Below are 12033 nucleotides of genomic sequence, written 5' to 3'. Positions count from 1 at the left end.
GGATGTCGCGGCTGCTGAATTGGTTACGCACCAACTTTGATGGCGTACTGGCGCTGACCATTGCGATGGTGATCGGCGTGATCGCTGTGATCGACTCGATGTCGAACCAGAACGGCTTCATGGATTCAAACCAAGATGGCTTCCTGGATTCAGGCGTCATCAACGGTGCGATATTGCTGGTCCTCGCCTTGCTGGCAGCCACGCTGTTGCGCGATCGTCGCATTGCGACCAAGGCGGTGAACGACGCAACCGCAGTCCATCTGCTCTACGGACCCGAGATCGGCCACGCGCACACCGTCGCCCGCCGCGACACCGGGCAGTGGAATTTCAAGGGCGGCACCGGAACCTACCTGCGCGCCGTCACGCTGCGCGCGTGCGTGGAGAACGCGCGACGCGAGCAACGACCGCTGCGGATGCAGATCGAGATCCTCGACCCGTCCAACGAAGCACTGTGCAAAACCTATGCGCAGTTCCGGTCCTCGCTCACTCCCGCGGCGGATCGCACCGGCGAGCAGTGGACCACCGAACGCACCCGCAAGGAGGCCTACGCGACGGTGCTCGCGGCCTGCTGGTATCGGCAACGATTCACGTTCCTCACCATCGACGTGGGCTTGTCCCATGTCATGACGACATTTCGCTGGGACCTGTCGACCAGCTGCGTCATTGTCACGCAAGACAATCCGAACACGCCCGCGCTGATGTTCGAACGAGACCGGCCCTACTATCGCGACTTCAGCCGCGAACTGGTCGCCAGTTTCAAACAGGCCAAACAGGTGCCACTGAGCCGCTCCGAGGATCTGCCACTGGCGGACGAACCGACCGTGGATCAGACCCGCCGACTGTTCGACGCGGTAGGGCTGGGATTGCCTGCCACCTACACCGATCGCGACGTCGCCGACATCGTCCGCCGCGCGCTGCAACCCCGAAACCCGTACTGATGGACACCTACACCCGGCTTCGCTCGCTGCTCACCTCGGCCGCCGCCGCCCAGGTGCGTGAGTGGGTGCACGACTACCTGGTCGGCGTGACCAGCGGGCAAACCGACGTGACCGCGGTGCGACACCCGTTGGGGTTCAGTTGTTTTCCCGTGTGGCGGCACGAGTCCTTCGGCATCTGCCTGCACGTGTGGACCAGCGATCGACCCGCCCCGCCGACCACCTCGCTGGTACACGCCCACAGCTGGAACCTGATCAGTCACATTCTGTACGGCACCGTGGTCAACGAGATCATCGAGATAACAGACGATTCGGGCACGGGCACTCATCGGGTCTTCGAAGTCCGCAGCGATGCCGAGGGCGACACCGTGTGCGCGACACCGTATTCGGTCCACTTCCGCAGCCGATCGCGCGAAGGATTTCGCGGCGGCGAGACATACACCCTGCCGCACGGCATCTTCCACGTCACCGCCGTGGACGGTGCCGCGGCGACTATCGCGTTGGGCGAACACACTCCGGGCGCGCTCGACCTGTCCCTGGGTGAGCCCGCAACCCCTGATCATCGTGTCGAACGCACTCCCTACAGTTCCAGCCAGACGCGCGAACTGGCCACGGCTGTGTTGGCGCGCCTCCGAACTGATTGCCCGCCCAGCAACTTGGAGGAACGATGCGACACAGCGAGCTCATAGACTTCACCCTCGAGCAAGCCGCCGCGGCGGCGCGTGACACCGCGGTTCGCGCCGGGAGTCTGATTCGTTCCCGGCTGACACAACCGCTGGGAATGCGGGTCAAGGACGCCAGCGGCGACCTGGTCAGTGATCTGGATATCCGCGCCGAGAAGATGATCCTGCGCGATCTGCGCCGAGCGTTTCCCCGCCATCGCGTCCTCGCCGAGGAATCAGGCGAGGTCGACGGGGACGAACCGGAGTGGTGCTGGTTCGTGGATCCGCTCGACGGCACCAACAATCTCGCTGTCGGCCTGCAGGTCTTCAGCATCGGTATAGCCCTGTGCCACTACGGAACTCCCGTTCTCGGTGTCGTCCACGAACCCATGACCGGTCACACCTGGTCGGCGGTGGTCGGGCACGGTGCGACCGGACCCGACGGCCCGGTGCGTCACACCACCGCACCACGTCCCGGCGGCGCACCCGTGCTGGCCTGGCTACAGGGCTACCCCGTCGGTCGGGCGGATGCGACCGCCCAGGCATTGCGTCTCACTTTGGAAGCCAACTCGCGACGACTGATCCAACTCTGGTCACCGCAACTGTGCTGGATCATGGTGGGCCGCGGCCTGATTCACGGCTTCGTCGGCTACCGTGCCGGGCTGATCGACTTCCCCGCGGGCAGTCTGTTCGCGCGTGAATGCGGCATCGAGATCACCGATTTCGATCGAAAACCCCTGCCCGAATCGATGGACGACTTGAACGGTGAGGTCAGCTTCCTCGCCGGCGAGCTCGACGTCATCGACGAACTCGCCCAGGTGGTGAAGTCGGTCGACGATGTGGTGGTGACAGGACTACCCTCGGCACCGAATCACCGTGCCGCCCATGGCGAACGGGCACGCTGAACCGGGCTCACAAACGACGACAGCCGCGCATCCAGGCAGGATGTGCGGCTGTCGGGCAACGGGATTCATGCCGAGACGGTGATTTCCCATTCGTAGATCGTCAGTTCCGAGGCTCCGGTGGTGTGGAGGGGGTCGGAGTGGGCGATTGTTGTTGCGGTGGGCAGGGATTCGGCCAGGATGACGTAGGCGCCGCCGGGGCTGTTGGTGAAGCCGCCGCTTTCCTGGAGTCGGCCCTTGGCCAGCAGGTCCTGCAGGAAGGTGCGGTGCGGTTCGATCACCGAGGCGTCGAACTGCGGGGTGCGGTGCGCCATCACCAGGTACTTGCGGGCCATGGTCAGGACTGGTCCTCGTCGCGCGCGGACTTGACCGCGGCCGTGGCGGCCGCGGCGGCGCGGACCTGGGGTGCCACCTGCACGACCTGGCCCAGCACACCGTTCACGAACGACGGGGAGTCGTCGGTGGACAGTTCCTTGGCCAGTTCCACGGCCTCGTCGACCGCGACGACCGGGGGGACGTCGGTGGCGTGGAACAGTTCCCACACCGCGATCCGCAGGATGGCGCGGTCCACCGCGGGCAGGCGCTGCAGGGTCCAGTCCTGCAGGTAGCCCTCGATGGTGCCGTCCACGCGGTCCAGGTCGTTGGCCACGCCTTCGACCAGGGTGTTGGTGTAGGCGTGCACGGGGGCCACGCTCTGGTCACGCAGGGCCAGGTCGGCGCGGTCGGTGAGCAGCACGGAGACGTCGACATCGCGCGCTTCCGCTTCGAACAGCAGGTCCACGGCCCGGCGGCGCGCCTTGTGGCGCGCGCCGAGCTTCTTGAACGAGCCCTTCTTGTCTGCCGAGGAGTCCGTCACGATCAGCCGTTGACGCGGCCGAGGTAGCTGCCGTCGCGCGAGTCGATTTTCAGTTTGTCACCGGTGTTGATGAACAACGGGACCTGCACCTCGGCGCCGGTTTCCAGGGTCGCGGGCTTGGTGCCGCCGGAGGAGCGGTCGCCCTGCAGGCCGATGTCGGTGTGCTGCACCAGCAGCTCGATGGTGACCGGCAGCTCGATGAACAGCGGTGCGTCCTCGTGCACGGCGACCTGCACGCCCATGTTCTCCAGCAGGAAACGCGCGCCGTTGCCCAGCGTGGCCTCCGGAATGGAGATCTGGTCGTAGGTGTCACCGTCCATGAAGATGTAGTCGGTGCCATCGTGGTACAGGTAGGTCATGTCGCGACGGTCGACAGTCGCGGTCTCGACCTTGACGCCCGCGTTGAAGGTCTTGTCGACGACCTTGCCGGACACGACGTTCTTCAGCTTGGTCCGCACGAAGGCGGGGCCTTTGCCCGGCTTCACGTGCTGGAACTCGATGATCTGCTGGAGCTGACCTTCGATTTTCAGCACAAGGCCGTTCTTGAAGTCGCTGGTGTCCGCCACTGTCCTCGGATCTCCTCGTTCGTTACTGCGTACTGGGGGTTTACTGCGTTATTCGGCGCCGATGTCACTGCACGACGATCAAATCCTTGCTGGTGCGGGTGAGCAGTTCCGGGCCCGCTTCGCGCACCACGAGGGTGTCCTCGATCCGGACCCCGCCGCGGCCGGGAAGGTAAACACCAGGTTCGACGGTCACCGCCACACCAGCCAGAAGTGTACCGGTACTGGTTTTGGCCACTCCGGGTGCTTCATGGATCTGCAACCCGACGCCGTGGCCGAGACCGTGCACGAACTGCGGGCCGTACCCGGCGTCTTCGATGATCATCCGGGCCGCGGCGTCGACCGCGCTGGTCTGCGCGCCCGGTTTCAGCGCCTGTGTTCCCGCGCGTTGCGAGGCCGCGACCAGTTCGTAGATCTCGCGCTGCCAGTCCGCGGGGGAACCGATGACCAGGGTGCGAGTCATGTCGGAGTGATAGCCGTTGACCACGGCGCCGAAATCGAACTTCACGAAGTCGCCGGAGGTCACGATCGCGCCGGTCGGGCGGTGATGCGGAATGGCGGAATTGGCGCCGGTGGCCACGATGGTTTCGAAGGAGATCGCCTCGGCGCCGTGTTCGAACATGGCCCATTCCAGGTCGCGGGCGATCTGGCGTTCGGTGCGGCCGGGGCGCAGCAGGCCGCGTTCGAGCAGGGTGGCCAGGGCCTGGTCGGCGGCGGTGCAGGCGGCGTCGAGCTGGGCGACTTCGTAGGGGTCCTTGACCATGCGCAGCTGCTCGACCAAGCCTGAGGTGGGGACAAGTTGCAAGCCGGTGCGCAGGTCCTGGAACTGCGAGTGCTGGTCGACGGTCACCACGTGGCTTTCGAAGCCCACGCGACCCAGTTGCCATTCGCCGGCCAGCTCCAGGATGCGGCGGGCGGTGGCGCGGCAGATCTCGGCCTGCAGGTCGGGGACTTGTTCGGCGACCTGGGCGGAGTAGCGGCCGTCGGTGCCGATCACGGTGCGGTCCTCGGCATCGCGCATGTCCCACGAGTGCACCAGCACTACGGCGTTGGATCCGGTGAAGCCGGTGAGGTAGCGGATGTTGACCAGGTCGGTGACCAGCAGCGCGTCCACGCCGTTTTCCACGAGCAGGCTCCGCAGGGCACCGCGTCGGGCCGCGTAATCGGGAGCCGGGTAATCAGCACACATGGGTCAACGCTACCGCTGAACTCGCGACACGTCGGCACCGTTAGGTCGGTCATTCGTGTCGGCGGGCAACTGGATACGGGTTTGTTCACATGTGCGGAAGTTATCCACATTCTGTGCTGAGGGCGGTTTTCGGTGTTTGCCAGGCAGCACGATCGATGCCATGACCACTGCCGCGTTCTGTTGCCTCATCGCCTGGTGTTTGTTGTTGGGCGTCATCGATATTCATGCCCGTCGCCTGCCCAACGCCCTGACCGGGGTGGGTGCGGTGGCGGTGTTCCTGTTCGCCTTATGGACCGGGGAGTTGGCGACCGCGGTGATCGGGGCCGCGTTGTTGACGATGCCGTATCTGGTGACGCATCTGCTGTCGCCTGCCGCACTGGGGGCCGGTGATGTGAAGCTGGCGGTGGCATTGGGGGCGGCCGCTGCGATCGCCGGGCCGCCTGCGTGGGTGTGGGCCGCTCTTGCCGCGCCGGTGCTGACGGCGGGCGTGGCTGTGCTGCTGTTGGGTAGTGATCGGCTGCGTGCGGCTCGAGTTCGGGCGGCGCCTACTCGACGGTTGGTGCCGCATGGTCCGGCCATGTGCCTGGCCACGGTGACCGCGATGGCGCTGGCATGAATGCCGGTGCGACGCGCCGGGGTGAGGCCGGCGACCATGTTTTGTCGGTGGCCCGGATGGGGTCGGTTCGGCGGGATCAGGGCGGTGGCCGCCATCGCGCGGGCGCGCGCGCCGCCCACGTGCCGCTCGTCACGTCGGCCCGCATTCCCGACCATGGTCGCCGACATGGGAAGATGGTCGGCGTGTTGCGCTGGATAACTGCCGGAGAATCCCATGGTCCCGCTCTCGTCGCCCTCCTGGAAGGGATGGTCGCCGGAGTCGAGGTGACATCGGACGATGTCTCCGCACAGCTCGCCCGCCGCCGGCTCGGTTACGGGCGCGGCGCCCGGATGAAGTTCGAGGCCGACAAGGTCACCCTGGTCGGCGGGGTTCGCCACGGCCGCACCATGGGTGGACCGGTCGCGATCGAGATCGCCAACTCCGAGTGGCCGAAGTGGACCGAAGTGATGTCGGCCGATCCGATCGACGAGACAGCTCTGGCCGGGATGGCGCGCAATGCGCCGCTGACCCGTCCGCGCCCCGGGCACGCCGACTACTCCGGGATGCTCAAGTACGGCTTCGACGACGCCCGCCCGGTGCTCGAGCGGGCCAGTGCCCGCGAGACCGCGGCACGCGTTGCCGCCGGAACCTTCGCGCGCAACTTCCTGCGGCAGGCTTTCGGTGTCGAGGTGATCTCGCATGTGGTGTCGATCGGTGCCGCGGCCAACACCACCGGTGTAACTCCCGGCGCGACCGATCTCGATGCCATCGATGCCAGCCCGGTGCGCGCGTTCGACGCCGACGCCGAAGCGGCCATGATCGCGGAGATCGAGGCGGCCAAGAAGGACGGTGACACCCTCGGTGGTGTCGTCGAGGTGATCGTGGACGGTCTGCCGATCGGGCTCGGCTCGTTCGTCAGCGGTGAGCAACGGCTGGATTCGCGACTGGCCGCCGCGCTCATGGGCATTCAGGCGATCAAGGGTGTCGAGGTGGGCGACGGGTTCGAGACCGCGCGCCGACGCGGCAGCCTGGCGCACGACGAAATGCGTCCCGGCCCCGACGGGGTGCTGCGCTCGACCAACCGTGCGGGTGGTCTCGAAGGCGGCATGACCAACGGTGAGGCGCTGCGCGTGCGGGCGGCGATGAAGCCGATCTCGACGGTGCCGCGTGCGCTGTCCACGGTCGACATGTCCACCGGCGAGGAAGCCGTCGCCATTCATCAGCGGTCCGACGTGTGTGCGGTTCCCGCCGCCGCTGTCGTGGCGGAGTCGATGGTGGCGTTGGTGCTGGCGCAGGCCGCGCTGGAGAAGTTCGGTGGCGATTCGCTGGCCGAGACCGTCGACAACATCACCAGTTACGTCAAGCGGATCGGCAGCCGCCCACACGTGCCCGCGGACAGCCGTATCCCGTGACCGAGCAGGGGCAGCAGGGGTCCGCGCCGGAGGGCGGTGCGAGCCCCTCACCGGCGATGGTCGAGCCGGGCGCTCCGACTACCGCGGGGCCCGCGGCGTCGGCGACCGACAACCCTGACGCTGGGACAACCGTCGAGCTCGACGTGATGTCGGCTGTCGAGTCCGAAGCTGCTGACCGCGTCGCACCGGCGGCGCGCGTGGTGCTGGTCGGGCTGCCCGGCTCGGGGAAATCCACGATCGGGCGCAAGCTGGCCCGCGAACTCGGGGTGGCGCTGTTCGATACCGACGCGGGTATCGAAGACGACACCGGGCGCACGATTCCCGACATCTTCGCCACCGACGGTGAGGCGGAGTTCCGGCGGATCGAAGAGCAGGTGGTTCGCCACGCTGTGCTCTCGCACGACGGGGTGGTCTCGCTCGGTGGCGGTTCGGTGCTGTCGGCGCGGACCCGAGAACTGTTGCGTGACGTGACGGTTGTCTACCTGGAAATCAGTGTGTCCGAAGGGGTTCGGCGCACCGGCGGTAGCAGCACGCGTCCGTTGCTCAACAGTGGCGACCCGGCCGCGAAGTACCGGAATCTGATGCGTGAGCGTCGCCCGCTCTACCGCGAGATCGCGACCGTGCGGGTGCGCACCGATGGGCGCAGTCCCGGTCGGGTGGTGCGGATGATTCTGACCAAGCTCGGCCTGGAATCGGTGCGCACCGACCTCGAACCTGTGCGCGCGAACACCGGAAACGCTGCTGCCCCTTCGGGTTCGGCGAACAGCAAGCCCGGCACCGGTAGCAATCGATCCAAGACCCGGCGCCGTGCGCGCACGCGTGCCGCTGCGACCCGCCGCGCGGGTGCCCCGCAGGAAGCGACCGTGTCCGAGAACCGGGCCACTCGCAACGAACAAAACCGCACGGCCACACCACAATCCGACGCCATCCCGGAGGTACCCGCCAACGGGCCGGCCCAGGGTGAGCCTCGCGCGGCGGGCAGTCGGCGATCCCGGCGCCCGAGGTCGCGCCGCGGAGGCGCACGCACCCGAACCGCAGGCAACGGAACCGCGCGCGACACACAGCAGGCTGACGCACGCGAGTCCAACGGCCAGGATCGGGCGACCGACCAAGGCTCCGGCGCGAGAAACCATCAGAGCAATCGCACCGCCGATGTGGGAAGTCGCGGCGCGGACACCGCGGGCAACCGCGATAAGAACGCTGGAGCCCCTGTCGCCGACGGCGGAGGTGGGGCGGGCAACCGGCGCACCAGCTCTGAAGGTCGCACGCGCAACCGCAGGTCGAGTGCTGGAGGCCGCGAAGCCAACCGGAATTCCGGTGCCGAGGGCCGCAATTCCGGTGCCGAGGGCCGCAACTCCGGCGCCGAGGGCCGTGCACGCGGGGCCGGTGGCGAGCAGCCCGCGACTTCCGGTGCGACGTCGGATCAAGCGGCGGGCAATACGACTGGCACGCGTCCGGCGTCGGATCGACCGGCGGGCAACGCGGCCGGGGCGCAGGAATCGGGTCAGCGGGGCGGGCAGGCCGGCGATGCGGAGCGTGGGGGCATCACCAACGAACGTCGAAGACGCGGGCAGCCGCGGCGGCGTAGCGGACGACGTAATAGCAACGACCAGAAAGAATCGGAGCAGCGCACGTGACGGAGCCGTCCATCATTGAGGTTCGTACCGCCGACCCCTACCCGGTGATCATCGGCCGCGGGCTGCTCGGCGATCTCGTCGAGGCAGTCAACGCGGGTAATGCCGTGCGGACGGTGGCGATCTTCCATCAGCCGCCGCTGGCCGAGACCGCGGAGGCGGTGCGTAAAGCACTGGCCGACACCGGGATCGACGCGCACCGCATCGAGATCCCCGACGCGGAGGACGGCAAGGAACTGGCCGTGGCCGGTTACTGCTGGGAGGTGTTGGGCCGGATCGGCCTGACCCGCAACGACGCCATCGTGAGTCTGGGCGGCGGCGCGGCCACCGACCTGGCCGGTTTCGTGGCCGCCACCTGGATGCGCGGCGTGCGGATCGTGCACGTGCCGACCACGCTGCTGGCCATGGTCGACGCGGCCGTTGGCGGCAAGACCGGCATCAACACCGAAGCGGGCAAGAACCTCGTGGGCAGTTTCCACGAGCCCAGCGCCGTGCTGGTCGACCTGGCGACCCTGGAAACGGTGCCGCGCAACGAGATCATCGCGGGCATGGCCGAGATCATCAAGGCCGGTTTCATCGCCGACCCGGTGATCCTGGACCTCATCGAGGCCGATCCCGAGGCAGCCCTTGACCCCACCGGTGAGGTGCTGCCCGAGCTGATCCGTCGCGCGATCCAGGTCAAGGCCGACGTGGTCGCCGCCGACCTCAAAGAATCGGACCTGCGCGAAATCCTCAACTACGGCCACACGCTCGGTCACGCCGTGGAACGTCGCGAGCGCTACCGCTGGCGTCACGGCGCCGCGGTCTCGGTCGGCCTGGTCTTCGCCGCCGAACTCGGCCGCCTTGCCGGTCGCCTGGACGACGCCACCGCCGACCGCCACCGCACCATCCTGGAAAGCGTCGGCCTGCCCGTCACCTACGACGGCGACGCCCTCCCCCACCTGATGGACGCGATGCAGACCGACAAGAAAACCCGTTCCGGCGTGCTGCGTTTCGTGGTCCTGGACGGCCTGGCCAAGCCCGGCCGCCTCGAAGGCCCCGACCCGTCACTGCTGGCCGCGGCCTACTCGGCCATCGCCCGCGAGGCCACCCCGGGCGGTCCGATCCTGCTCTGATCGACTCGTGGGGGGGCCGCGCCCCCCCCCGGCGGCGCCCCGAAGCACACACCCGCCACCCCACGCATTGCCGGGGGGCCCCCTCGTCCGCCCCCCCCCGTGTTGTTGGGGCGGGGCCATATGCTCCCTGGCGCGGGGCGCCCCCCCGGGGGGGTCACACCTTCTTTGTTCCTAATGTTCGGGGCCCGGCACCTCACGCCGGGCACGCACGATCGACCAGACCCTCCAGCCGACGAAGTCCGGGCGGCACCGGTTGTCCACCCGCACAACGGAACTCGCGGTGCTCGCAGGAAACCGGTTGGCGAAGTCCGTGCGGCAGCAGTTGTCCACCCGCACACCGGAACTCGCGGCGCTCGGCAGGAAACCGTTGGTGAAGTCGGTGCGACAGTGGTTGTCTACCCGCACAGTGGAACTCACGGTGCTCGGTAGGAGACCGATTGGTACAGTCCGCGCCATGAGGGACGTTCGTTTCACACGTAGGACGGCGCTGCGTGCAGCCGGAGTAGGGATCGCGGCAGGCGCGTTGGGGGTCGGGTCCGCGAAGGCGGATCAGGGGAAGACCGCGGTCGTGATCGGCAGTGGGTTCGGTGGGGCGGTTGCCGCGTACCGGCTGGGTACGGCGGGTATCAAGACAATCGTGCTCGAGCGGGGTCGTCGGTGGCCGATCACTGCGGCGGGTGACACGTTCTGTTCCAGTTCCGCGCCCGATCGTCGCGCCGCCTGGTTCAGCGATTCGCCGGTGTTGTCGCCGATGCAGCAGGTGCAGAAGATCGACCGTTATGCCGGGGTTTTGGATGCCGTGCGCGGCAACGGGCTGGTGTCGCTCTACGGTGCCGGTGTCGGTGGCGGTTCCCTGGTTTTCGGCGGGTTCCTCGCCCAGCCGCGCCGCCGCGACTTCGAAGCCAGCTTTCCCCGCGAGCTCAGCTACACCGAGATGGCCGACGTCTACTACGCGCGCGCCCGCAAGAACCTGGGCGGTGGTCCCCTGCCAGCCGACATCCTCGCGCACCCGAGCTACCTCGGTGCGCAGTCGTGGCTGCGTGACATCGCCGACGCGGGCCTGGAACCGCATTTCTTCGACTTCGGTATCGACTGGGACATCGTGCGGGCCGAACTGGCCGGCGAACGGGTGCGCTCCATTTCGATCGCCGAGATGAACAACGGAACCAACTCCGGCGCCAAGAACAGCGTCGACCGCAACTACCTGGCCTGGGCCGAACAGACCGGCAAGGTCACGGTCAAGCCGTTGCACGAGGTCACCGAAATCCGGGAATCCGGAAAGCAATTCACGGTCTCGGTGCGCCAGCTCGACGAGTTCGGCACCACGCTGAGCACCACGCAGGTCGTGGCCGATTACCTGTTCATGGCGGCGGGCTCGTACTACACCCCCGCCTTGCTGGTGTCGGCGAAGGCGAAGGGACACCTGCGCAATCTCAACCAGCATGTGGGCCAGGGTTACGGCACCAACGGTGACTTCCTGTTCAACCGTCTCAACAACCGTCGCCCGTACGGCTCGACCCACGGCGGTCCCGGTGTCGCGTTGGTCTACGACGACACCCATGAGCGCGGCTCGATCTCGATGGCGTGGCAGGCCGTGCCGCCGATCGGCGGGGTCGACTTGAACAGTCTCACCACCCACCTGATCATCACCGACCCGCAGCACCGCGGTTCCATCGATTACAACGCCGCGCTGGGTCGCGCCGAACTGAACTACCCCTTCCCCGAGGGCAACGAGGCGGATCTGCGTTCGCAGTGGATGGCGGGGAAGTTCAAGCAGTTGGCCGATGATCGAAACGGGTTCGCCGCCAACGGTGTTCCGGTGTGGCCGCGGCAGATCGGGATGGGCAGCTACTCCAGCTACCACGGTCTGGGCGGCATGGTGATGGGCAAGGCCTGCACCACCGATGGCGCGGTGCACGGGTACGACAATCTGTTCGTCGTGGACGGGTCGCTGCTGCCGGGGTCCGCCGCGCTGGTCAATCCGTCACTGACCGTGGCGGCGTTCGCCGAGCGGTGCATGGACAAGTTCTTCACCGCGGCACGCTGATTCAAACGAGAAGGGGTGGGGCCGGAATACCACCCGCCCCCCGGCCAACCCAACCGCGAAAGCTCCCGCTGGGGTACTCGGAAGAAATTTCGGGTGACTGCGTGCGGGGCGAGGTCGCGAACC

General features: G+C 67.4%; 12 protein-coding genes and 1 pseudogene. 8 read left to right on the top strand and 5 right to left on the bottom strand.

Annotated elements, in window-relative coordinates; translation table 11 throughout:
• Positions 1-2 precede the first annotated feature (2 nt).
• Genes ACFWU5_RS13245 through ACFWU5_RS13235 form a run of 3 tightly spaced genes read left to right on the top strand, consistent with a single transcriptional unit; the run spans position 3 to position 2502 of the window.
• Positions 3-938: a hypothetical protein gene (locus ACFWU5_RS13245; protein ID WP_379267322.1), complete on the top strand. Its 936-nt coding sequence runs from the start codon at positions 3-5 to the stop codon at positions 936-938.
• Positions 938-1624 carry a hypothetical protein gene (locus ACFWU5_RS13240; protein ID WP_379267321.1) on the top strand — a complete coding sequence of 229 codons (687 nt, stop codon included), beginning with the start codon at positions 938-940 and terminating at the stop codon, positions 1622-1624. The genes ACFWU5_RS13245 and ACFWU5_RS13240 overlap by 1 nt, the downstream gene beginning before the upstream one ends.
• On the top strand, positions 1603-2502 hold the full coding sequence (locus tag ACFWU5_RS13235; RefSeq protein WP_379267320.1) for an inositol monophosphatase family protein: 900 nt from the start codon (positions 1603-1605) through the stop codon (positions 2500-2502). Before ACFWU5_RS13240 ends, ACFWU5_RS13235 begins: the two co-directional genes overlap by 22 nt.
• 65 nt (positions 2503-2567) lie before the next feature.
• Here the strand turns inward: ACFWU5_RS13235 and ACFWU5_RS13230 are convergent, their stop codons facing one another.
• From ACFWU5_RS13230 to ACFWU5_RS13215, 4 genes are all read right to left on the bottom strand, one after another.
• The gene (locus ACFWU5_RS13230) at positions 2568-2834 is read right to left on the bottom strand and encodes a YciI family protein (RefSeq protein WP_379267319.1); all 267 of its coding nucleotides are present in this window, start codon (positions 2832-2834) and stop codon (positions 2568-2570) included.
• A 2-nt stretch (positions 2835-2836) separates the two neighbouring features.
• Entirely contained in the window at positions 2837-3355 is a 519-nt protein-coding gene (gene nusB, locus ACFWU5_RS13225; RefSeq protein WP_379242243.1) for a transcription antitermination factor NusB, read from the bottom strand.
• A gap of 2 nt (positions 3356-3357) precedes the next feature.
• The gene (efp, locus tag ACFWU5_RS13220) at positions 3358-3921 is read right to left on the bottom strand and encodes an elongation factor P (protein ID WP_379242244.1); all 564 of its coding nucleotides are present in this window, start codon (positions 3919-3921) and stop codon (positions 3358-3360) included.
• A gap of 64 nt (positions 3922-3985) precedes the next feature.
• Positions 3986-5107: a M24 family metallopeptidase gene (locus tag ACFWU5_RS13215; protein ID WP_379267318.1), complete on the bottom strand. Its 1122-nt coding sequence runs from the start codon at positions 5105-5107 to the stop codon at positions 3986-3988.
• A 160-nt stretch (positions 5108-5267) separates the two neighbouring features.
• On the opposite strand from ACFWU5_RS13215, the gene ACFWU5_RS13210 reads away from it, so the two are divergent.
• From ACFWU5_RS13210 to aroB, 4 genes and pseudogenes are all read left to right on the top strand, one after another.
• A complete protein-coding gene (locus ACFWU5_RS13210) occupies positions 5268-5723 on the top strand; it encodes a prepilin peptidase (RefSeq protein WP_379267317.1) in 456 nt (151 codons plus the stop codon).
• Between the two features lie 182 nt (positions 5724-5905).
• On the top strand, positions 5906-7114 hold the full coding sequence (gene aroC, locus ACFWU5_RS13205; RefSeq protein ID WP_379242504.1) for a chorismate synthase: 1209 nt from the start codon (positions 5906-5908) through the stop codon (positions 7112-7114).
• Between the two features lie 146 nt (positions 7115-7260).
• A pseudogene (locus ACFWU5_RS13200) lies at positions 7261-7947 on the top strand (shikimate kinase); the annotation flags it as partial.
• An 800-nt stretch (positions 7948-8747) separates the two neighbouring features.
• On the top strand, positions 8748-9863 hold the full coding sequence (aroB, locus tag ACFWU5_RS13195; protein WP_379267316.1) for a 3-dehydroquinate synthase: 1116 nt from the start codon (positions 8748-8750) through the stop codon (positions 9861-9863).
• A 171-nt stretch (positions 9864-10034) separates the two neighbouring features.
• Here aroB and ACFWU5_RS13190 read toward each other — a convergent pair whose 3' ends face one another.
• Positions 10035-10280: a hypothetical protein gene (locus tag ACFWU5_RS13190; protein ID WP_379267315.1), complete on the bottom strand. Its 246-nt coding sequence runs from the start codon at positions 10278-10280 to the stop codon at positions 10035-10037.
• Positions 10281-10317: 37 nt separating this feature from the next.
• On the opposite strand from ACFWU5_RS13190, the gene ACFWU5_RS13185 reads away from it, so the two are divergent.
• The gene (locus ACFWU5_RS13185; protein ID WP_379267314.1) at positions 10318-11910 is read left to right on the top strand and encodes a GMC oxidoreductase; all 1593 of its coding nucleotides are present in this window, start codon (positions 10318-10320) and stop codon (positions 11908-11910) included.
• Positions 11911-12033 lie beyond the last annotated feature (123 nt).

The organism is Nocardia sp. NPDC058640 (assembly GCF_042716995.1).
Taxonomy (GTDB): domain Bacteria; phylum Actinomycetota; class Actinomycetes; order Mycobacteriales; family Mycobacteriaceae; genus Nocardia.
Note: the sequence above shows the minus strand (reverse complement) of the source record. Positions and strands in the feature narration are given on the sequence as shown.